A 22,529-nucleotide genomic window follows, 5' to 3' on the forward strand; every position below is an offset into this window, starting at 1 on the left:
GACACCGGCAGGTCGCGGGACCTGCCGGCAAAGGATTTGAGAAACAGGCCCGCCGGCCGTTCCTCAACCAGCGAGCGGAGGTCTTAGCTGCCGGTCTTAATCTGCGTCCAGACGCGGTTCAGCACACGCTGTTCCTTCGGTCCGTAGGGAGAGATGGTGAAGAGCTTCTTCATCGTCTCCTGATCGGGGTAGACCGCCGGGTTCTTGGCGACGGACTCATCCATCAATGCCTGCGAAGCGAGGTTGCCATTGGCGTACTGAACGTAGTTGGACGCCTTGGCGATGACTTCCGGCCGCATCAGATAGTTGATGAAGGTGTGTGCTTCCTCGACATTCTTGGCATCCGCGGGGATGGCAAGGTTGTCGAACCACATATAGGTGCCTTCCTTCGGAATGACGTAGTTCACCTCGACGCCGTTCTTGGCTTCCTCGGCACGGCTCTTCGCCTGGAGGATGTCGCCCGACCAGCCGATGGTGATGCAGCTGTCGCCATTCGCCAGTTCATCGATATAGGCGGAGGAATTGAAGGTCTTCACGAAAGGACGGATCTTCGAATAGACCTCGCCGCCCGCTTCCAGATCCGCGGTTTCCTTGCTGTCTGGATTCTTGCCGAGATAGTTCATGGCGATGGCGAAGGTTTCGTCCGACGCATCGAGAATATTGATGCCGCAGGATTTCAGCTTTTCGGCATTTTCCGGCTTGAAGAGAATATCCCAGCTATCGACCGGAACATCGCCGAGAGCGGCCTTCACCTTGGCGACGTTATAGCCGATGCCGGTGGTGCCCCACATGTAGTTCACGGCATATTCGTTGCCGGGGTCGTATTTGGCCAGACGCTCGGAGACCTCAGGCCACATATTCTTCAGATTCGGCAACTTGGACTTGTCGAGCTTCTGGAACACGCCGGCATTGATCTGGCGGGCGAGGAAGGGGCCGGTCGGCACCACGACGTCATAGCCGGAGCTGCCGGCCAGAAGCTTCGTTTCCACCAGTTCGTTGCTGTCGAATACGTCGTAGACGACCTTGATGCCGGTTTCCTTGGTGAAATCGGCAAGGATCGATTCGTCGATATAATCCGACCAGTTATAGACGTGGACGACCTTCTCCTGGGCCATTGCCGAGCCTGCTGCAACGAGCGCGGTGGTGAGAGCCAAGGTCAGACGGAGAGAACGGTTTTTCATGATGTCTCCTGTTAACGCATCCTCACGGTGGAAGCGTGATCCCCTTTTTTTGGAGAGACTAGAAAGGAAAACAAAAGGGAGCAAGCGGGAAATGTGCAGCACAGCATTTTCAACCGAATGTTTTCCGGTCACAAAAAAGCGAATGGAAACACCTACTGGAAGTCGAAAACACTGAGACCGGTCACCATTTCATCGAGCCCCAGCGGCCGTGTCAGCGGCGCTTCGGCGCGGGACAGACAGCCCTGCCTTTCGCACAGCCGGCACGAGGGGCCGACGGCAACGGGCGACGCACCCGAGGCGGCTGGGCCATAGACCGTCTCTCCCGCCTGTGCGAGATCGCAGCCGACAAGCACGGCCGTTCGCCGCACCCTTTCGCCGAAGCCCGCCTGCGGACCTTCCAGCGTGCGCGAAACGGTGAGGAAAGCATCACCGTCAGGCATTTCCACCGCCTCCACCAGCGCCTGCCCCGGTTGGGCGAAAGCGGCATGGATATTGAGCCGTGGACAGAGACCGCCGAAACGCGCCCGTGGAAAACCGCCAGCCCCTGCGAGGCGGAACCGGTTGCCGGCATTGTCGATCTCCATCAGGAAAAACGGGATCGCCGCGGCGGATGGTCGTTGCAGGCTGACGAGCCGATTGGTGGCCTGCTCGAAAGAAACGTTGAAGCGGGACCGCAAAACCTCGAGGTCATATTTTGCGCGTTGGGTGGCGGCAAGGAATGCACCATAGGGCATCATCAGCGCATGGGCGGCGTAACGCGCCAGTTCGAAGCGGGCGATGCGCCTTGCCTCCTCCCCTTTCAGGCCGAGCGCCTCAAGCTCCGCGCCTATTTCCTCGCGAAGCGCCAGAAGACAGGTCTCCATCGCCATTTCCCGCAGCTGGTCCGGCTGCGACAGGCGCTCGGATAAAAACAGCCGCATGGAATGCCGGTCGTAACGCCGCCTGAGGTTCGGCATGGCATGAACCGGCAGGGTTCTGACCACGATGCCGTGGTTTTTCTGGAGCCATGCTCTAAGGCCGACGGCGAGATCTTCGCCCGCCGCCAACTGTTTGTGGAGTTCTTCCGCCGCCGCGTCGATGGCGTGGAAATAGGCCGGCCGGTTTTCAAAGACATGCCGCACCTCATCGATCGGCAGGCGGGTGGAGGAAAGCGCCGTCTCATGCCCCTCCCGCGCCAGAAGATCCGACAGGTCGGACAGGCGCTGCGCCTGTTCCCTATAGGCCCGGTATAGCTTCAGGACACCGCTTGCCGCGTTGGGCGCGGCATCGGCAACCTCGATCAGCTCCTGCGGCGACGGCACTTCGCCCACCAGCAGAGGATCGGCGAAGACCTCGCGCAGCTGCCCGGCCGAACCGGCGCTTTCACCCTGCAAGTCATCCAGATCGACCTTGTAGACCGAGGCAAGCTTCAGCAGCAATTGCACGGTCAGGGGCCGCTGGTTGCGCTCGATGAGGTTGAGATAGGACGGGGAGATCGCCAGCGCTTCGGCCATCGCCGTCTGCGTCAGCCCCAGACCATTGCGAATGCGGCGCACGCGCGGGCCAGCAAAAATCTTGTTTTCCGACACAGCCTACCTCTCCATCCCCGCGACTCATACAAGTCTGTTACAAACTCGTCAGCGCGAAAGCTTTTACAAAATTTACAATTTTACAGCTCCACCCTGTCACGCACCCTACAGGATAACCTCTTTCAAGTCACTGTTTTTATGTTTGTTCTGGCGCTCAAATCTCCAAAAATGTAAATGTAGTCACATCGAATGGCGCTTCACATAGCTGAGGGAAGCGCGTTTCAGAAACTGCATTTGTCATGGGAGAGAGAAGTATGACGGATTTTTACAAACTTGTTCCGGGCGCGCCGCAGGGACGTTTCGACGGCATCGAGCGCACTTACACCGCCGCCGACGTGGAGCGGCTGCGCGGCTCCGTTGAAATCCGCCATTCGCTGGCCGAAATGGGCGCGAACCGGCTGTGGAAGCTGATCAACGAAGAGAATTTCGTCAATGCGCTCGGCGCGCTTTCCGGCAACCAGGCCATGCAGATGGTTCGTGCCGGGCTGAAAGCGATCTATCTCTCGGGCTGGCAGGTTGCGGCGGATGCCAACACGGCGTCGGCCATGTATCCGGACCAGTCGCTTTATCCTGCCAATGCCGCGCCGGAGCTTGCCAAGCGCATCAACCGCACCTTGCAGCGCGCCGACCAGATCGAGACGGCGGAGGGCAAGGGCCTTTCGGTCGACACCTGGTTCGCGCCGATCGTTGCCGATGCGGAGGCCGGTTTCGGCGGACCGCTCAACGCCTTCGAGATCATGAAGGCCTTCATCGAGGCGGGCGCAGCCGGTGTTCACTATGAAGACCAGCTGGCATCGGAAAAGAAGTGCGGCCATCTCGGCGGCAAGGTCCTGATCCCCACAGCGGCGCATATCCGCAACCTGACGGCGGCGCGGCTTGCGGCTGACGTCATGGGTGTGCCGACGCTGGTTATCGCCCGCACGGATGCGGAGGCCGCGAAGCTCCTGACCTCCGACATCGATGAGCGCGACCGTCCCTTCGTGGATTACGATGCCGGCCGCACCGTCGAGGGTTTCTATCAGGTCAAGAACGGTCTTGAGCCCTGCATCGCCCGCGCCGTTGCCTATGCGCCCTATTGCGACCTGATCTGGTGCGAGACATCCAAGCCGGATCTCGAGCAGGCACGCAGGTTTGCCGAGGGCGTGCACAAGGTGCATCCCGGCAAAAAGCTCGCTTACAATTGCTCACCGTCGTTCAACTGGAAAAAGAACCTCGACGACGCAACGATTGCCAAGTTCCAGCGGGAACTCGGCGCGATGGGCTACAAGTTCCAGTTCATCACGCTCGCCGGTTTCCACCAGCTGAATTTCGGCATGTTCGAACTGGCGCGCGGTTACAAGGACCGGCAGATGGCGGCCTATTCCGAGCTTCAGGAAGCGGAATTCGCGGCCGAGGTTAACGGTTACACCGCCACCAAGCACCAGCGCGAGGTTGGCACCGGCTATTTCGACGCCGTGTCGCTCGCCATTTCCGGCGGCACGTCTTCGACCACAGCCATGAAGGAATCCACCGAGCACGACCAGTTCCGCCCGGCGGCTGAATAAAGCTTCAGAAACGCCCTTCCCGGGAACGGGAAGGGCTTGCAAACCGGATCAAAAACCCCTGACAATAATGAGAGGAGAAATGCCATGAATGCCCATAACCCCATCAAGACCCACGTCAAGGAACGCGCCGAGGAGCAGTCCTCCGCCATGACGCAGGATCAGCAGGCCGCCATCCGCATGCTGGCCAATGATCTGCACCGCCTCAACCAGGCCGTCATGAAAGCCGTCGAGGCCGGTGTTTCCGTCGAGCTGGTCCGTTCGGCCCGCCACCATGGCGGCGGCGGCAACTGGGGCGATCTTCTGATCCCGGTCATCGTCGCACAGGGAAGTGCGGCTGCCTGAAACGGCTCTCACGCCGGGCGGCTCTTGCGCCCGGCATATAAATCGGAATGCCCCTTGATCAGACGGGTCATCCGGTCCGCCACCGTCCGTATATCGCGGCGGTGGCGATCGTCATTGTTCATGACGATCCATTGATTGTGGCGAAGCGGCTCGATCTCGCCGCCCTCGCGCATAAGCCGCGCATCGGCATCACCGACGAAACAGGGGAGCACGGCAACCCCTGCCCCGGCCAGCGTAAGATCGAGCAGCGCGGTCGGCCTGTTTACCGTCACCACGGTATTGTCCCGCCGGTTTTCATGCGGCCAGCGCAGATAGGCAGAAATGGCGTTTTCCTCCGCCACCGCCAGCCAACGGTCGGCAACAGAAGCGGCAGCGTTGCGCAGCCTGTAGGGCGCATAGGCCACCTCCCCCGTCTTGATGGCGGCAAGGTTACGCTCCTGCGGCTCAAAGGCGCGAATGCCGATATCGTTTTCGCGATGCGCCAGAGAGGCCCGCTGTTCGGCTATGAAAAGATCGATGCGGAAATCATCGCGATCCGTGCAGATGGCAGAGAAATTCACCGCCAGCAGCCAGGCATTCCAGGTGCCAACGGCTATGCGCACAACGGAAGAGGCTGACGACGCCTTCTGCCATCCCTCGATATCCTTTGCCGCCTGCTCCATCGCCTGAAGGCGGTCAAACAGCGCGCGGCCATCCGCCGTCAGCGCATATCCCGTCTGGCTGCGGTGAAACAACGCCTTGCCGACGCGCTCTTCCAGTTCGACCATGCGCCGCCCGATTGTCGCCGGGCTCAAACCGGTCAGTGCAGCGGCACCGGTCAAGCCGCCGCTGCGTGACACATCAAGGAAAAGCTGATAGGAATCCCAGGTGACGTTTTTCATTGGTGAAAAACGTAGCGCATTTTCTTGCGCAGATAAAACAAAAAACGGCGTGCATCATGGCCCTCCGCAACATGGAGAGTGACATGCACGAGTTTTATTCAGCATTGGCCATCATCGAAAACCAGACGCCGCGCACGCGGCGGGACGCCATCCGGCAGGAAGAGAAATTCTATGCCGATATGGCGGAGGCATCGTGGCCCTGGCGGTTTTTTACCGCGATTGTCGCAAGGGCAAAAGCGAAGACCCTGACCCTAGTAAAAAAGCGCGATCAGGGCAGCCACAGCACCGGCTGCGATTATGGTCAGGCGAAGGGCCACCTGCCGGCTCTCGCTTTCGGCGCAGGCGATTGCAATGGCGTGAGGGCGACGATGTGCGGATCTGTTCATGCGCGGGCTCCTGACGAAAAACTCAACCGACCCATGCCCTGTTAAGAGCCTCCAGCATGACATCATGTGCAGCGGGACCATAATGTGATCCGGCTTTGCTGGCATTCGGTCAGGATGACTCCGTGCCCGTTAACAGAATATTAAAATGGGCGCGGACCGACGACAAAGTCCGCCAACTAAAATGAGTTTGGTGAACGGGTTACTTCCGCACTTCGTCACCCCGGACTTGACCCGGGGTCCAGCGCGATCAAGTCTTTGATCGCAAGAGACTCTTTTCACGGCGCAGACGCGCCATGGCTGGATACCGGCTCAAGGCCGGCATGACGGGGGAGAGAACTACGAATGTTTCAACAATCACGCGAATTCGCCTGCCGCCTGCCCGGAGGCCCAGGCCCATTGGAAATTATAGCCGCCGAGCCAACCGGTCACATCAACGCATTCGCCGATGAAATAGAGGCCGGGCACCGATTTCGCCGCCATGCTGCGGGAATCGAGGCAGGTCGTATCCACACCGCCAAGCGTGACTTCCGCCGTGCGATAGCCTTCAGAGCCGGCGGGCTTGATCTGCCAGTCCTGCACCTCATTCGCCAAGGTCGTCAGAGCCTTGTCGGACATATCGGCAAGATTGCCGGTGAGACCAGATTTCTCGACCACGTGCTGGGCGAGCCTTTTCGGCAGGATTTCCGCAAGAGCTGTCTGGGCCGACTGGCGGCCATTCTTCTGTTTCGCTTGCCTTAACAACGCTGCGATATCGCTTGCTGGCTCCAGCTTGAGGCGGATCGTATCGCCCTCCCTCCAATAGGAGGAGATTTGCAGGATGGAGGGACCGCTCAAGCCCCGATGTGTGAACAGCAGCGCTTCGCTGAACGCGGTCTTGCCGTGCGAAACTTCAGCCGGGACGGCGACACCGGCAAGCGGGCTCAGCCTTTCCAGTGCGGCAGGATCGAGCGTCAGCGGCACAAGGCCCGGACGCGTCTCGATGAGGAGCAATCCGAATTGTTCGGCGATCTGGTAGGCAAACCCGGTCGCCCCCATTTTCGGGATCGACTTAGCCCCCGTCGCCACAACAAGGCTTTCCGCCTCGATGACGCCACCGGACGTCGCCACGCGAAAACGCCCGCCATCATGGGCGACGGTCGAGACGCTGGTTTCGAGCCGTAGCTTCACATGCGCAGCCTGCATTTCGGCAAGCAGCATACGAATGATGTCCTTGGCGCTGTCATCGCAGAACAATTGACCGAGCGTCTTTTCGTGCCAGGCGATGCGGTGTTTTTCGACCAGCGCAATGAAATCGCGCGGCGTATAGCGGGCAAGCGCGGATTTGGCGAAATGCGGGTTGGCGGAAAGATAATTCTTCGGCCCGGCATGAATGTTGGTGAAATTGCAGCGGCCGCCGCCGGAGATGCGGATCTTCTCGCCCGGCGCCCTGGCATGGTCGAGAATGATGACGGAGCGACCGCGCTGGCCCGCACGGATGGCGCACATCATGCCGGCGGCGCCCGCCCCCAAAATCAGCACGTCACATTTCTCTGTCATCATTCCATCCGATCCGTTTCCTTTCCTCTTTTCGAAGTGCCGCCCGTTGTCAATGGCGCTTTCCCCCTCGCCAATTGCCAAACTCCGGTTATGATGGCGCCAGTCGAAACACAGACCCGGTGATACATGCCCCCGAAGAAAACCATGCTCCGCCCAAAAAAACAGGCAACCATGGCAAAGACACCTCCCCTCGACCTCTCCTCCACCCGTGGCGTTTCAACCTGGCGCGAAGCCGCGCAATGGCTGAGGGCGCGCGGCATCGAGGACATAGAATGCATCACCCCCGATCTTGCCGGCGTTGCGCGCGGCAAGATGATGCCGACGGCGAAGTTCACGGGCGACACCTCGCTTGCCCTGCCCTCCGCGCTCTATCGCCACACGATCTCCGGCGAATATCCTGATGAGACCGCGAATTTCCGTTACGAGCCGCGCGACAGCGACCTGAAGCTGGTGCCTGATCTTTCCACGCTCTCGGTCGTGCCGTGGGAGAGCGACCCGACTGCACAGGTGATCTGCGACGTTGTGGATGCCGAGGGCAATTTCGTTCCCTATACGCCGCGCAACGTGCTGAAAAACGTGCTTTCGCTCTACACGGAAAAGGGCTGGAAGCCGGTCGTGGCGCCCGAAATCGAATTCTACCTCGTCGCCATGAACGACGACCCGGATTATCCGCTGCACCCGCCGAAGGGCCGGTCCGGACGGTCGATCGTCGGTGGACAGAGCTATTCCATCGCCGGCATCAACGAATTCGACGAGCTGATAGACGATATCTATCACTTCTCCGAAAAACAGGGCCTCGAGATCGATACACTGATCCACGAGGAAGGCCCGGCCCAGCTTGAGATCAACCTGCGCCATGGTGACCCCATCGAACTTGCCGACCAGGTGTTCCTGTTCAAGCGCACCATTCGCGAAGCCGCGCTGAAGCACGGCATCTATGCCACCTTCATGGCCAAGCCCATGCAGGGACAGCCGGGTTCGGCCATGCATATTCACCAGTCGGTGGTGGAAATCGGCAGCGGCCGCAACATCTTTTCCAATGCGGATGGCAGCCCTTCGAAGGAATTCTTTGCCTTCGTCGGCGGCATGCAGCGTTATGTTCCGAACGCGCTGGTGATGCTCGCACCCTATGTGAATTCCTACCGCCGCCTGACACCGGATATGGCCTGCCCGGTCAACAATGCCTGGGGTTACGACAATCGCACGACGGCCTTCCGCGTGCCGATTTCCGGCCCGCAGGCACGGCGCGTCGAAAACCGCCTGCCGAGTTCGGATGCCAATCCCTATCTCGCGCTTGCGGCGTCGCTCGCCTGCGGCTGGCTCGGCATCGTCAACAATATCGAACCGACCGAGCCGACCGCCGATACGGCCAATGAAGGCTCCATCGATCTGCCGCGCGGCCTTCTGGAAGCCGTGGCCCTGCTGGAGGGCGAGGAACAGTTCGAGCGGGTGTTCGGCCATGAATTCGTCGGTCTTTATGCGGGCCTGAAACGCGGGGAATTCGAGACCTTCATGCAGGTCATCAGCCCGTGGGAGCGGGAATTCCTGCTTCTCAACGTGTAAGGGGTTCGCGGCATGACTTGGCAAAGCCCGATTGCGCCGGGAATTTCCTGGTATCAGGCGACCGTCGGCGAGCGGCCGGAATACCCGGCGCTCGACGGCTCGAAAGACGTCGACGTCGCGATCATCGGCGGCGGCTATACCGGGCTTCAGGCCGCCTTTAATCTTGCCGTGAACGGCGTCTCCGTCACCCTTATCGAAGCGCATCGTTTCGGTGACGGCGCATCCGGCCGCAATGGCGGACAGTTCGGCACCGGCCAGCGTTCATTTCCCGACGAGATGGAGGAGCAGATCGGCTTCGAGCAGTCCAAGGTGCTGTTCGACATTGCCGAAAGCGCCAAGCACTACGTGCTCGATTTCGCCCGGGATCACGGCATCGACATGGAGTATCTGCCAGGTCAGCTCTATGTGGCGCACAAGGCCGCTTATGAGGATGACTACCGCAAAAGCGTCGATGCGATGAACGGCCGCTACGGCTATCCGCATATCTCCTACATGGAACGCGGAGAGGCGCGCAAACGTGTAGGCTCCACCCATTATTTCGGCGGCACGCGTGATACCGGCACCGGCCATATCCACCCGCTGAAGCTGCTGGTCGGTCTTGCCAAAGCCGCAAAAGCCGCAGGCGCCGGCATCCATGAAATGACGCCCGCCAGATCAATCCGCCAGTCCGGCGGCAAGACCATCATCGAAACGCCCTCCGGCACGCTTACCGCGACGCGGGTTCTGATCGCGACCAATGCCTATATCGGCAATCTGGAGCCGGTGACGGCAGCCCATATCATGCCCATCCGCTCCTTCATCGGCGCAACGGCGCCTCTGGACGCTTATCCCGACATCATTCCCGGCAAGGAAGCTGTCGCCGATTCCCGCTTTGTGGTGCGTTATTTCCGCAAGACCGCCGATAACCGCCTGCTGTTTGGCGGGCGCGAGGCCTACACCGCCGATACGCCGCGCGACATTTCCAGCCATATCCGCAGACAGATCGCCGAGATCTATCCTGAGCTCGGAAACGTCGATGTCACCCATTCCTGGGGCGGCTCCGTCGGCATCACCCTGCCACGACAGGTATTCGTGCGCGAAGTGATGCCGGGCGTCACCTCCATCGGCGGCTATTCCGGCCACGGGGTGATGCTCTCGAACTATTGCGGCAAGCTTTATGCCGATCTCGTTCTCGGCAAAAAGGACATGCTGGCGCCCTTTGCCCGGCTGAAGGTTCCGTCCTTCCCCGGCGGGGCATCGTTCCGGGCGCCGCTGCTTTTCCTGGCGCTCTCATGGTATGCGTTGCGAGACAGGTTTTAGGAAATCCGCCCCACTTCTGGAGATCAGATGGAAAGACCTAACGACAGGCTTGTAACGATTGCGACCGGTTACGGGATGGCGGAAACCGCCGTCACCTGTTCGTTTCTGCGCGCCTATGGCATCCACACAACCGTTCCCTCTGCCCATATTGTTTCCGTAAACTGGCATATGACGGTCGCTTTCGGAGGCATGGAAATCCGGGTACCGGAACGGCAAAGACATGATGCGAAGCTGCTGCTGGACAGTATAGATGCCTCGCACAAGGTCGATGAGCCATCACCGCGATCATGGATGGTAAAAATTGCAGCGATTATCGTTCTTTTCTTTTTTTCCGTTCCGCCGCCGGCAAAGGGCTTGTTCAAAAAACCTGCCTTCTAGCCGGCATCACTGAATGACAATCGGTGCGGGGGTTCCGTCCCGCGAAACCAAAATTCATAATTTCACATAACTGAGACTGGCATTTTTAAATCGATTAGATTATGGATGCCCCAACCCTTGAAGATCGAGAGTATCGATATGAGCAGTCAGATCATTCCTGTTGAAGCTTTTGATTGTGTCGTTTTCGGCGGCACAGGCGATCTGGCGGAGCGCAAGCTTCTGCCGGCCCTTTATCACCGTCAGGTCGAAGGCCAGTTTACGGAGCCGACCCGCATCATCGGCGCTTCGCGTTCGGTCATGAGCCATGAGGAATATCGCAAATTCGCGCAGGACGCGCTGAAGGAGCACCTGAAGACCGGCGAATACGACGACGCCCAGGTTTCCGTGTTCCTGAACAGGCTTTTTTATGTTCCCGTCGACGCCAAGGGCAGCAATGGCTGGGACGTGCTGAAGAAGCTTCTGGACGAAGGCAAGGAGCGCGTTCGCGCCTTTTATCTGGCCGTCGCGCCGGGCATTTTCGGCGATATCGCCGACAAGATCCGCGAACACAAGCTGATCACGCGCTCGACCCGCATCGTCGTTGAAAAGCCGATCGGCCGCGACCTTGCTTCCGCGCAGGAGCTGAACGACACCATCGGTCACGTCTTCAAGGAAGAGCAGATTTTCCGCATCGACCACTATCTCGGCAAGGAGACGGTGCAGAACCTGATGGCGCTGCGTTTCGCCAATGCGCTCTACGAGCCGCTGTGGAATTCCGCCCATATCGACCACGTGCAGATCACGGTCGCCGAAGCGGTCGGTCTCGAAGGCCGCGCCGGTTATTACGACAAGGCCGGCGCCCTGCGCGACATGGTGCAGAACCACATTCTGCAATTGCTTTGCCTCGTGGCCATGGAACCGCCCGCGTCCATGAATGCGGAAGCCGTGCGTGACGAAAAGCTCAAGGTTCTGCGGTCTCTCAAGCCGATCAACACCAGCAATGTCGAAAAGCAGACGGTTCGCGGCCAGTACCGCGCCGGTGCTTCCGCCGGTGGTCCCGTAAAGGGCTATCTGGAAGAGCTGGAAGGCGGCGTTTCCAACACGGAAACCTTCGTTGCCATCAAGGCCGAAATCGCCAACTGGCGCTGGGCTGGCGTTCCCTTCTACATCCGCACCGGAAAACGCCTTGCGACCCGCGTTTCGGAAATCGTCGTCACCTTCAAGCAGATCCCGCACTCGATCTTCGACGATGCGGCTGGCAAGATCGAGGCGAACAAGCTGGTCATCCGCCTGCAGCCCGATGAAGGCGTCAAGCAGTCGCTGCTGATCAAGGACCCCGGCCCGGGCGGCATGCGCCTGCGCCAGGTGTCGCTGGACATGAGCTTTGCCGAAGCCTTCAACGTGCGCAGCCCGGACGCTTATGAACGCCTGCTGATGGATACCATCCGTTCCAACCAGACGCTGTTCATGCGCCGCGACGAAGTGGAAGCGGCATGGGAATGGGTCGACCCCATTCTCAAGAGCTGGGAAGATCTGGCGCAGGGCGTGCAGGGTTACACCGCCGGAACCTGGGGTCCGAGCGGCTCCATCGCGCTGATCGAGCGCGATGGCCGCACCTGGCACGACGGAGATTGAGGATGACGGAGATGAGTGAGACATTACATGTCTTCGACAGCACCGCCGATCTCGCTTCGGCGCTCGCAACGGAGGTTGCCGCCCATCTTTCGGCGGCAACGCAGGAGCGCGGCACGGCAAGCATCGCCGTTTCCGGAGGCTCCACACCCAAGCTGTTCTTTCAGGCGCTTTCCCGGCATGATCTGGACTGGAGCAACATCAGCGTAACGCTGGTGGACGAGCGCTTCGTGCCCCCGGAAAGCGACCGCTCGAACCATCGACTGGTTGCCGAGAACCTGTTGCAGGACAAGGCGAAGGCTGCCTATTTCGTGCCGCTCTACCAGCCGGCGGCCTCGCCGGAAGATGCGGCCACGCTTGCGACGGTCAAGACCGAAGCGATCTGCGACCCGTTTGACGTTGTGGTGCTCGGCATGGGAACGGATGGCCACACGGCGTCGTTCTTTCCCGGCGGCGACAATCTCTACGAGGCGCTCGACCTCGACGAGCCGCGCGGCGTTTTGACAATGGCGGCGGAAACCGCGGGAGAAGAACGGCTGACGTTCAATTTCTCCAGCTTGCATGATGCCGGTTTTCTGGTGTTGCATATCGAAGGCGCCGCCAAGAAAGCGACGCTCGAGAAAGCACAGTCGGGCGAGGATGAGGATGAAATGCCGATCCGCGCCGTGCTGAACCGGGCCGAAACGCCCGTGGATATATACTGGGCGCCATAAGCCAACGCGGCTGCCGCGCGAAAGCGCCCAACATACAAGACTGAAACTCGACAACCGGCCGCTCACCTCCCGGATCGCCGGTTGCCGACCAACGAACAGGATGAACGCTCATGTCCGCCGATTCCCGCATTCAGGCCATTACCGCCCGCATCGTCGAACGCTCCAAGCCCTACCGCGAGACCTATCTCGAACGGCTGCGGCTGCAGGTTTCGAAAGGCGTTCACCGTTCCGTGCTTTCCTGCGGCAACCTGGCGCATGGGTTTGCGGTCTGTTCCCCCGCCGACAAGGATATCCTTGCCGGCGACCGGGTTCCCAATCTCGGCATCATCACCGCCTATAACGACATGCTGTCGGCGCATCAGCCTTACGAGACCTTTCCGGCGATCATTCGTGACGCCGCAAAGCAGGCGGGCGGCATCGCGCAGGTGGCGGGCGCTGTTCCGGCCATGTGCGACGGCGTGACCCAGGGCCAGCCGGGCATGGAGCTTTCGCTGTTTTCCCGCGACGCCATTGCCATGGCGGCCGGCATCGGCCTGTCGCACAACATGTTCGACGCCGCCGTTTATCTCGGCGTCTGCGACAAGATCGTGCCCGGCCTCGTCATCGCGGCGCTCGCCTTCGGCCATCTGCCCGCCGTTTTCGTTCCGGCAGGCCCCATGACATCCGGCCTGCCGAATGACGAGAAATCGCGCATCCGCCAGCTTTATGCCGAAGGAAAGGTCGGCCGCGCCGAACTTCTGGAAGCGGAATCCAAATCCTATCACGGTCCCGGCACCTGCACCTTCTACGGCACGGCCAATTCGAACCAGATGCTGATGGAGATCATGGGTTTCCATATGCCCGGCTCGTCCTTCGTCAATCCCGGCACGCCGCTGCGCGATGCGCTGACGCGCGAGGCCACCAAGCGGGCGCTTGCCATCACCGCGCAGGGCAACGAATTTACCCCGGCGGGCGAGATGATCGACGAGCGGTCTGTCGTCAACGGCGTCGTCGGCCTGCATGCGACGGGTGGTTCGACCAACCACACGATGCATCTGATCGCCATGGCGCGCGCGGCCGGCATCATCCTCACCTGGCAGGATATTTCCGACCTTTCGGATACCGTGCCGCTGCTCGCCCGCGTCTATCCCAACGGTCTTGCGGATGTGAACCATTTCCACGCCGCCGGCGGCATGGGCTTCCTCATCAAGCAGCTTTTGAAACAGGGCTTCGTGCATGACGATGTGCGCACCGTTTTCGGACAGGGTCTCGAAGCCTACACCGTGGACGCCAAGCTTGATGAAAACGGCGCGGTGATGCGCGAGCCATCCCCCGAGCAGAGCCACGACCCTAAGGTCCTCGCCAGCATTGAGACGCCGTTCCAGCCGACCGGCGGGTTGAAGATGCTGACCGGCAATCTCGGCAAATCGGTCATCAAGATCTCCGCCGTGAAGGCCGAACGCCACATCATCGAAGCGCCCGCAATCGTTTTCAACGACCAGCAGGAACTTCAGGACGCCTTCAAGGACGGCAAGCTCAACCGCGACTTCATCGCCGTCGTTCGCTTCCAGGGACCAAAGGCCAACGGCATGCCGGAACTGCACCGCCTGACGCCGCCGCTCGGCGTGCTGCAGGATCGCGGTTTCAAGGTGGCGCTGGTGACGGATGGGCGCATGTCCGGTGCTTCCGGCAAGGTGCCCGCCGCCATCCACGTCACGCCGGAAGCGTCCGATTGCGGTCCGATCTCGCTCATCCGGGACGGCGACATCATCCGCCTCGACGCCATTTCCGGAACGCTGGAAGTGCTCGTGCCTGCCGCCGAACTGGCAAAACGTGAACCGGCACGCGCTGATCTCTCGGGCAATGAATGGGGCATGGGCCGCGAGCTTTTCGCCCCCTTCCGCCGCAATGCCGGTCCAGCCGATCAGGGCGCCAGCGTTCTGTTCCATTGATTTTTGATGGGCGAAGGCCGGGTGCGGCTTTCGCCTTTCAACCCACTTTGCGGCATCGCCTGAATGCACCTCTCATCGCCCGAGAGCTGGCGCAGAAACCGCTTTATTTCCCATGTCTTAAACGTCAGACTTGTCATGCGGCTGTGATGATCGCCCTTTAGGGCCTTCTCAGCCGGCCGCGGGACGGCGGTGCAGTTTCGGATGATGGGGCCTGACATGACGATTTTCTCGAGCAAACGCCGCGATGTGCTGAAGCTTATGGCAGGCACCGCCCTGCTGCCGCTGATGGTGGCGGCAAGGGCAGCGATGGCACAGGACGTGGCGCTGCGTGCAATCGTCATCTCCGATCTGCATTCCGCCTATGAGCGCATCGGCCAGCTTCTCGCGGCCATCGAAACGCACATGGCTGCCGACAAGACGCCTCATGTCATTCTTCTGAATGGCGACCTGTTCGAGATCGGCAATGCGGTGGCCGCGCGTTCCGCCGGCGAAATCGAGTGGACGTTCCTGGCGGCGCTCGCCAAGCTTGCCCCCACAGTCATCAATATCGGCAACCACGAACCCGATATCGACAATGATCTCGCCAATTTCGTCAGCCGCGCCAAGGCACTCGGCATCACCGTTCTTTCCAACATCATCGACAAGCGCAGCGGCACCGCCTATGCACCTGCCAGCGCCGAGGTGAGCGTTGGTGGCCAACAGATCGTCGTGGCGGGCCTCGCCACCAATGCGATCAATACCTATCCGAAGGCCACGCGCGAGATGCTGGACATTCCGCAGCCGGTGGAATGGGCGAAGGCCAATCTGCCGGGGATCGTCAAGCAGGGCGCGATCAACATTGTTCTGAGCCATGCCGGCGTCGTCGCCGACCGTGATATCCTGCCTTTGCTGCCGGATGGTACGCTGATCATCGGCGGCCACGACCACCTGAATTTCGTGCATGAACAGGGCGCCACGCGTTATGTCCACACCGGCTCCTGGTGCACTTCCATGACGGTCGCGACGATCACGGCTCCTGGCAAGGCTGCGGCCATCGAGACCGTTGCAATCGATCGTGGCGCTCCCGCCTCCCCCGCTCTCAAGAGCCTGATCGAGCAGACGCTCGAAAAGCACCTCACGGCGGAAGAGCGGGCAGTCGTCGGCAAATCCGCAAAAGCGATGACCGTCGATGAGGCCGGCCGCCATGTGGCGCAGCTCATCGCCGCAAAAACCGGCGCGGATGTCGGCTTCATCGGTCACACCTCCTTCGGCGCGGGCCTGCCCGAGGGCGATATTCGCCGCTACGATTTCAACGCCTCTTTGCGTTTCGACGGCAAGCTGATGGTGACGGAAGTGGATGGCGCGGTACTTCAGCACATCCTCAAGCGATGCAACCAGGATGGCGACATTGCACTTGCCGACCGGACCGGCGATTATCTTTACGCCATGCCGGAGAAACCGGAAACGAAAGAGCGCTACAGGCTGGTCTGCAACGACTGGTCGGCCACCAACCAGAAATCCTATTTCGGCCGCAGCGATCTTGTTTTTGCGGAAGTGCCTGAAGTGAAGCTGAAGCAGACGGTTCTGGGCGGGCTTTCGTAACGCAATTCGCAGCGGTGCGCAGATTTAAAGGTGGAGATGCGGCCTCACTGTACACCAAGGTTCAAGACGGGTGCGTCGGGCGAGAAGCTTGATTTTTTGTGGTGCGTGCTCCTCCATCCTCATTCCTGTGCTCGTCACAGGAATCTAGCCAGTCCAAGTCCTTGGGCTGAAAGGACTCATCCCTCCGCGCAGACGCGCGTCGGCTGGATTCCTGTGACAAGCACAGGAATGAGGGTGGATACCCAGCGGCAAATCGAAACTTTGTATCGTGTATCGTGATGCGTCCGAGGCGAGCGACCGACATGACCGGTCACACCGTCTCGCCAATCATTGGAGCGGCCTTCAGAACGACCGGATGTCGAGCTTCCGGTCCTTATGCGCCGGATGCGTGCTGAACACGAAAATGCGGTCCAGTTCCTTCTGCGTCAACATGCGCAGGAAGCGGACATGGATGGTGTTGTTGGCGTTGACGCGCAACAGCACGCAGCCGATCTTGGTGATGCGGGCGTCGGGAATATCCAGATAGAACTGGTTGGGCATATTGTATTTCGTCAGCAGCGCCAGCACGGCCTCGGTCTGGGAGATACGGATGACGTCGCAGCGGCGAGCGGCCATGTGCATGACGGCCTTTTCGGTATATTCGATGCGCGCCGCATTCATGGTATCTTCCATGCGAAACCGGCCTTCGCGGTCGTACATGAAGGATTCTTCCTTGCTCAGGTAATTGTTCCTGATGACACCCGCACTGCTCTGCACGCCCGGACTCCCATGCTCTATCAACACCTCCGAGATTAGGACATAGTCTTTAACAATTCCTAACAACGCGGTCTTAAACAGACCGGAAGCGGGACATTTCCGGCGTTTTTCCACAGTGACAAAAGGTCGTTAAAAAGCCCCGGAACAGCGAATGTCCGGGGCTTTTTCCTGACCTGGCGGGCAATTATCTGCGGTAGGTTTTACCGTCGGCGTCGAAGAGATGGAGCTTCTCCTGCGGCGCTGCAAAACGCAGGGTCTGGCCCTTGCCGACGGAAGCAATGCCGGGCACCTTGACGATGATCGGCTCCTGCCCCTTGGGTGCTTCAAGATAAAGCAGGGTCACTTCGCCCAAGGCCTCGACAATCGAAACCTTGCCTTCGAACAGATAGTCATCACCGGTGACGATGCTCAAATCTTCAGGCCTGACCCCGAAACTTGCAGCCTTTCCCTGCTCGGATGCAGGTGTGGGAACATTGACGGCAAGCGCCTTGCCGCCGGTAAGTTCGATGGAGGTCCGTTCCCCGGTTCCCGTAATCTTCGCTGCGATGATGTTCATGGCCGGCGAGCCGATGAAGCGCGCCACGAAGAGGTTGGCCGGTTTCTCGTAAAGTTCGAGCGGCGCGCCGACCTGTTCCACCCGTCCCGCATTCAGAACGACGATACGATCGGCCAGCGTCATCGCTTCCACCTGATCGTGGGTGACGTAGATCATCGTCGTATCGGCCATCTGCTCGTTGAGCTTGGCGATCTCGATGCGGGTTGCGACACGCAACGCGGCATCGAGGTTCGACAAGGGCTCATCGAACAGGAAGACCTTGGGATTGCGGCAGATGGCGCGGCCGATGGCGACGCGCTGGCGCTGGCCGCCGGACAGAGCCTTCGGCAGACGTTCCAGATATTGCGTCAGCTGCAGGATTTCGGCGGCGGCGCGCACGCGGCGGTCGATCTCCTGTTTGTTTTCCTTGGCGATCTTCATGCCGAAGGCCATGTTGTCGTAAACTGTCATATGCGGATAAAGAGCATAGGACTGGAACACCATGGCGATGCCCCGCCGCGAAGGCGGGATTTCATTGACCAGCTGGCCATCGATAAACATCTCGCCGCCGGTGATTTCCTCCAGACCGGCGATCATGCGCAGCAGCGTCGATTTTCCGCAGCCTGAGGGGCCGACGAAAACGATGAATTCGCCCTGTTCTATCTCCAGATCGATGCCGTGCAGAACCTTCACCTGCCCGTATGATTTGCGGATATCCTTGAGAACGAGACTGGTCATGGGTGTTCCTCCCTCATCTGTCAGGCGTAACGGGCGAAGAATGCGCCCCATGCCGGAAGTTCTACGCTTCTGCCTTCAAGACCGCCTGCAAAGCCGTGGCCTTCGAGAACCTCCCAGTTCCCTTCCGGCAGCGTCGCCTTTGCAGCTGTCGCGGACAGATTGAAAAGGCAAAGAACGGTTTCGTTGCCGAGCGTGCGGATATAGCTCAGCACATCCCCCTCCACCGGCTGGAACTCGATGTCGCCCTTGGCAAAAGCGGGATGCTTTCTGCGGAAGGACAGGAACCGGCGGTAATGCTCCAGCACGGATGCCTCGTTGCCCTGCTGGGCGCTGACGGCGCGCTGCTTGTGCTCGGCCGGAATGGGCAGCCATGTCTTGTCCGACGTCGAGAAGCCCGCCTGTGCATGACCGGCATCCCACACCATCGGCGTGCGGCAACCGTCGCGGCCCTTGAATTCCGGCCAGAACTGGATGCCGTAGGGGTCCTGCAAGTCCTCGAAAGCAATATCCGCTTCGGTGAGGCCGAGTTCTTCACCCTCATAGATGCAGACGGAACCGCGCTGCGTCATCAGCAGCGCCGAAAGCACCTTGGCGAAGGCGTCCTTATCTTCGACATGCTCGCCCCAGCGGCTGACATGGCGCACGACATCGTGGTTGGAGAAGGCCCAGCAGGCCCAGCCTTCCGGTGCGGCCTTGGCAAAATCCGCCTGCACATCGGCGACACGCTGCGGGGTGAGCGCGTCAGGCGCCAGGAATTCGAAGGCGTAGCACATCTGCATCTTGTCATCGCCGGAGGTATATTCGCCAACGATTTCGAGACCGCGCTGGCTGTCGCCCACTTCACCCACGGCGGCGATGTCAGGGAACTCGTCCAGCACCGCGCGGAAGCGCTTCAGGAAGGCGATATTTTCCGGGCGGTTCTTGTCGTAGAGATGCTCCTGGAAGTTATAGGGATTGACCGCAGGCGCGGTGGAGGCATTGCGGCGCTCCGGCGCCAGCGCCGGGTTGTCGCGCAGCTCAAGGTCATGGAAATAAAAGTTAATGGTGTCGAGGCGGAAACCATCGACGCCGCGCTTCAGCCAGAAGCGGGTGATGTTCAGCAGCTCTTCCTGAACTTCCGGATTATGCAGGTTGAGGTCCGGCTGCGAGGTCAGGAAGTTATGCATGTAATATTGCATGCGGGTCGGATCCCACTGCCAGGCGGAACCGCCAAAGATCGACAGCCAGTTATTGGGCGGCGTGCCGTCCGGCTTGCTGTCCGACCAGACATACCAGTTCGATTTCGGATTGCTGCGGCTGGCGCGACTTTCCACGAACCACGGATGCTGGTCTGACGTATGCGACATGACGAGGTCGATCATGACGCGAACACCGAGGCGGTGAGCCTCTGCAATCAGCCCGTCGAAATCGGCTAACGTACCGAACATCGGATCGACATCGACATAGTTCGAGACGTCGTAACCGAAATCCTTCATCGGCGAGGTGAAGAAGGGCGAAATCCAGATGGCGTCCGCACCGAGACCGGCAATATGCGCCAGCCGGTCGGTGATGCCCTTGAGATCGCCGATGCCGTCGCCATTGGAGTCCTGATAGGAGCGCGGGTAAATCTGATAGATCACGGCGCCGCGCCACCAGTCCTTGTTGGGCGTCAAAGCGGAAGTCACCGAAGCGGTCATGGAAGTGTCCTGTCTGGTATGGGCGTTCATGGAATAATCAGCCTCCCTTGACGGAGCCTGCCAGCAGGCCTCGCACGAGATAACGTTGAAGGGCGAAAAAGACGCCAAGCGGCACGATGATGGTGACGAAGGCGGAGGCGGTGAGGATTTCCCAGTTGCCGCCGCGCGAACCGAGCAGCGCGTTCAAGGCACCGGTCAGCACCAGCTCGTCCTTCTGCGTACCGAGGAACACCATGGCGACGAGCAGGTCGTTCCAGGTCCACAGGAACTGGAAGATGGCGAAGGAGGCGAGCGCCGGGAAGGAGAGCGGCAGGATGATCTTGACGAAGATTTCAAAATCGCTCGCGCCATCCACGCGGGCGCTTTCGATGATCTCTTTCGGCAGGCCGGAAATATAGTTGCGCAGCAGATAGATGGCGAGCGGCAGGCCGAAGGCGGTGTGTGCCAGCCAGATGCCGGCATAGGTCTTGGACGGCACGCCGAAGATGGTGCCGATTTCATTATAGAGCCTGAGAAGCGGGATCAGCGACATCTGCAGCGGCACGACGATGAGGCCCACCACCATGGCAATCAGCAGATTGCGGCCGGAAAAACTCATCCATGACAGCGCATAGGCGGCAAAAGCGGCAATGAGGATGGGGATGACGGTTGCCGGCACGGCGACGGTCAGCGAGTTGACGAAGGATTGGCCGATGCCCTCCGAGGTCAGAACCGTGCGGTAATTGTCGAGCGTGAAGACGGGCGGCGTCGCGACGGAGATGTAAACGCGCTTGCCGCGAGAGCCTTCAAAGCTCGAGGCCTTGCTATATTCGTAGGTGCCGTCCGTATTGACGAGCAATGTTTCGCCGTCACCGATATCGGCCGCCTCGCCGGCTTTGAACGCCGTGGGCTCCTGTACGCGAACGCCGAAGGCCGCAACCTTGCCGCCCTGTCCGTTTTCGAAAACATTGCCTGATATGACATAGCGGCTGCCGTCCTGCTTCTGCGCGGCAGCATCGGCGAGACGAACCGCCGCCGTCTGTTCCGAGCTGGAAAAGGCCGTCCACCAGCCGGAGACCGTGATCTGGTCCTTGTCGCGCAGCGAGCTCACTAGAATGCCGAGTGTTGGCAGGAGCCAGAGCAGCACGACGACCAGAACGCTGGCATGGACGATGAGGCGCGGCAGGCCGACGCGGCGAAGGCGTTTGAAAATATTCATCTCAGCGGCCCTCCATCTCGCGGTTCGCCTGGCGGATGTTCCAGACCATGATGGGGGTGACGGCCGCCATGATGATGAGCGCGATGACCGCACTTCGGCCACTGTCACCGCCACCGCGGAACATCCAGTCGAACATGAGATTGGCGAGCACCATGGTGTTCCATTGACCGTTGGTCATGGTCAGCACGATGTCGAAAACCTTGAGCACGAGAATGGTGATCGTCGTCCAGACGACGGCGATGGTGCCCCAGATCTGCGGAACCATAATCTTCCAGAAGATCTGCCAGCCATTGGCGCCATCGATGACGGCCGCCTCGATGGTTTCTTCCGGAATGCCGCGTAGCGCCGCCGACAGGATGACCATGGCAAAACCGGTCTGGATCCAGATGAGGATGATCATCAGGAAGAAATTGTTCCAGAAGGGCATGGAAATCCAGACTTCGGGATTGCCGCCGAAAAACTCGACGATCGCGTTCAAGAGGCCGATCTGCACCTGCCCTTCGGCACGGTATTCATAGATGAACTTCCAGATGACGGAGGCGCCGACGAAGGAGATCGCCATCGGCATGAAGACGATGGATTTGGCGATGTTACCCCACCAGATGCGATCGGTCATGACGGCGATGACGAGACCGAAGAAGGTGCAGGCGGCCGGCACTACGGCCAGCCAGAGGATATTGTTGAAGATCGACTGCCGGAAACCGGCATCGAAAAACGCCCAGCGATAATTGGCGAGACCGACGAATTCGCTGCCAGTCCGGTCATAGAAAGACAGGATCAGCGTGGCGATGACGGGGTAGACCAGATAGACCAGCAGGAGGATCAAAGCCGGGCCGATGAACAGCCAGGGCCGGACCGCCGCGCGGCGATTGAGGTTGCGGGATGCCTCCAGCACGTCTCCCGAGCGGACCGGAAAGATCGCCTGAAGCACCTTGTCGGATAGCCAGTAATAGGCAGCGCAGGCAAAGACCCCCGCCACCATCACGCCGATGGCCGAAACGAGTTGTTGAGCCATGTTCCCTCCCTTGATCCTCTCCGCGCCGCGCTGATTTATGCGGTCGTCGGGGCAGCGCCGTTGGTAAGGGCCCGGCGGCAAACCGCCGGGCCTGATC

The 22,529-nt window shown here is 60.2% G+C and carries 19 protein-coding genes; 10 read left to right on the forward strand and 9 right to left on the reverse strand.

Features of this window, described 5'->3' with window-relative positions; all coding sequences use genetic code 11:
• Positions 1 to 83: 83 nt before the first annotated feature.
• Both OK142_RS05855 and OK142_RS05860 read right to left on the reverse strand, forming a co-directional pair.
• Entirely contained in the window at positions 84 to 1,181 is a 1,098-nt protein-coding gene (locus tag OK142_RS05855) for a polyamine ABC transporter substrate-binding protein (protein WP_003493957.1), read from the reverse strand.
• Positions 1,182 to 1,333: 152 nt separating this feature from the next.
• Complete coding sequence (locus tag OK142_RS05860; protein ID WP_498681581.1) at positions 1,334 to 2,749, reverse strand: helix-turn-helix domain-containing protein; 1,416 nt, start codon at positions 2,747 to 2,749, stop codon at positions 1,334 to 1,336.
• 254 nt (positions 2,750 to 3,003) lie between these two features.
• Here OK142_RS05860 and aceA point away from each other — a divergent pair, with 254 nt between their 5' ends.
• On the forward strand, positions 3,004 to 4,293 hold the full coding sequence (gene aceA / locus OK142_RS05865) for an isocitrate lyase (RefSeq protein ID WP_111793012.1): 1,290 nt from the start codon (positions 3,004 to 3,006) through the stop codon (positions 4,291 to 4,293).
• 84 nt (positions 4,294 to 4,377) lie between these two features.
• Positions 4,378 to 4,635: an SMc00767 family acetate metabolism repressor gene (locus OK142_RS05870; RefSeq protein WP_003493954.1), complete on the forward strand. Its 258-nt coding sequence runs from the start codon at positions 4,378 to 4,380 to the stop codon at positions 4,633 to 4,635.
• Positions 4,636 to 4,643: 8 nt separating this feature from the next.
• Here OK142_RS05870 and OK142_RS05875 read toward each other — a convergent pair whose 3' ends face one another.
• Complete coding sequence (locus OK142_RS05875; RefSeq protein WP_498681585.1) at positions 4,644 to 5,516, reverse strand: LysR family transcriptional regulator; 873 nt, start codon at positions 5,514 to 5,516, stop codon at positions 4,644 to 4,646.
• An 83-nt stretch (positions 5,517 to 5,599) separates the two neighbouring features.
• On the opposite strand from OK142_RS05875, the gene OK142_RS05880 reads away from it, so the two are divergent.
• Complete coding sequence (locus OK142_RS05880) at positions 5,600 to 5,947, forward strand: hypothetical protein (protein ID WP_498681587.1); 348 nt, start codon at positions 5,600 to 5,602, stop codon at positions 5,945 to 5,947.
• A 309-nt stretch (positions 5,948 to 6,256) separates the two neighbouring features.
• On the opposite strand, the gene OK142_RS05885 is transcribed toward OK142_RS05880, so the two are convergent.
• A complete protein-coding gene (locus tag OK142_RS05885) occupies positions 6,257 to 7,441 on the reverse strand; it encodes a BaiN/RdsA family NAD(P)/FAD-dependent oxidoreductase (protein WP_498681588.1) in 1,185 nt (394 codons plus the stop codon).
• 123 nt (positions 7,442 to 7,564) lie between these two features.
• Between OK142_RS05885 and OK142_RS05890 the strand changes: the two genes are divergently transcribed.
• The 7 genes from OK142_RS05890 to OK142_RS05920 all read left to right on the forward strand — a co-directional run bounded on the left by OK142_RS05890 (position 7,565) and on the right by OK142_RS05920 (position 16,514).
• Positions 7,565 to 9,001 (forward strand): glutamine synthetase family protein, encoded by a 1,437-nt coding sequence (locus tag OK142_RS05890; RefSeq protein ID WP_003493946.1) that lies wholly within the window; start codon positions 7,565 to 7,567, stop codon positions 8,999 to 9,001.
• Between the two features lie 12 nt (positions 9,002 to 9,013).
• Positions 9,014 to 10,300: an NAD(P)/FAD-dependent oxidoreductase gene (locus tag OK142_RS05895; RefSeq protein WP_498681590.1), complete on the forward strand. Its 1,287-nt coding sequence runs from the start codon at positions 9,014 to 9,016 to the stop codon at positions 10,298 to 10,300.
• A 27-nt stretch (positions 10,301 to 10,327) separates the two neighbouring features.
• The gene (locus tag OK142_RS05900; protein ID WP_137037123.1) at positions 10,328 to 10,678 is read left to right on the forward strand and encodes a hypothetical protein; all 351 of its coding nucleotides are present in this window, start codon (positions 10,328 to 10,330) and stop codon (positions 10,676 to 10,678) included.
• Between the two features lie 138 nt (positions 10,679 to 10,816).
• Entirely contained in the window at positions 10,817 to 12,292 is a 1,476-nt protein-coding gene (gene zwf, locus OK142_RS05905; RefSeq protein WP_216330726.1) for a glucose-6-phosphate dehydrogenase, read from the forward strand.
• 11 nt (positions 12,293 to 12,303) lie between these two features.
• Positions 12,304 to 13,002, forward strand: coding sequence for a 6-phosphogluconolactonase (gene pgl, locus OK142_RS05910; RefSeq protein ID WP_137037122.1), 699 nt, complete (start codon positions 12,304 to 12,306; stop codon positions 13,000 to 13,002).
• A 110-nt stretch (positions 13,003 to 13,112) separates the two neighbouring features.
• The gene (gene edd / locus OK142_RS05915; protein WP_003493942.1) at positions 13,113 to 14,933 is read left to right on the forward strand and encodes a phosphogluconate dehydratase; all 1,821 of its coding nucleotides are present in this window, start codon (positions 13,113 to 13,115) and stop codon (positions 14,931 to 14,933) included.
• 216 nt (positions 14,934 to 15,149) lie between these two features.
• On the forward strand, positions 15,150 to 16,514 hold the full coding sequence (locus OK142_RS05920) for a metallophosphoesterase (protein ID WP_498681593.1): 1,365 nt from the start codon (positions 15,150 to 15,152) through the stop codon (positions 16,512 to 16,514).
• Positions 16,515 to 16,856: 342 nt separating this feature from the next.
• Here OK142_RS05920 and OK142_RS05925 read toward each other — a convergent pair whose 3' ends face one another.
• From OK142_RS05925 to OK142_RS05945, 5 genes are all read right to left on the reverse strand, one after another.
• On the reverse strand, positions 16,857 to 17,213 hold the full coding sequence (locus OK142_RS05925) for a hypothetical protein (RefSeq protein WP_498681745.1): 357 nt from the start codon (positions 17,211 to 17,213) through the stop codon (positions 16,857 to 16,859).
• Positions 17,214 to 17,454: 241 nt separating this feature from the next.
• Positions 17,455 to 18,543 (reverse strand): ABC transporter ATP-binding protein, encoded by a 1,089-nt coding sequence (locus tag OK142_RS05930; RefSeq protein ID WP_498681595.1) that lies wholly within the window; start codon positions 18,541 to 18,543, stop codon positions 17,455 to 17,457.
• Positions 18,544 to 18,563: 20 nt separating this feature from the next.
• Positions 18,564 to 20,219 carry a beta-galactosidase BglA gene (bglA, locus tag OK142_RS05935; protein WP_498681597.1) on the reverse strand — a complete coding sequence of 552 codons (1,656 nt, stop codon included), beginning with the start codon at positions 20,217 to 20,219 and terminating at the stop codon, positions 18,564 to 18,566.
• Between the two features lie 37 nt (positions 20,220 to 20,256).
• On the reverse strand, positions 20,257 to 21,417 hold the full coding sequence (locus tag OK142_RS05940; RefSeq protein WP_498681598.1) for a carbohydrate ABC transporter permease: 1,161 nt from the start codon (positions 21,415 to 21,417) through the stop codon (positions 20,257 to 20,259).
• 1 nt (position 21,418) lies between these two features.
• Complete coding sequence (locus OK142_RS05945) at positions 21,419 to 22,432, reverse strand: carbohydrate ABC transporter permease (protein WP_498681599.1); 1,014 nt, start codon at positions 22,430 to 22,432, stop codon at positions 21,419 to 21,421.
• Positions 22,433 to 22,529 lie beyond the last annotated feature (97 nt).

This window comes from Agrobacterium sp. BT-220-3 (genome assembly GCF_025910175.1).
Taxonomy (GTDB): domain Bacteria; phylum Pseudomonadota; class Alphaproteobacteria; order Rhizobiales; family Rhizobiaceae; genus Agrobacterium; species Agrobacterium oryzihabitans.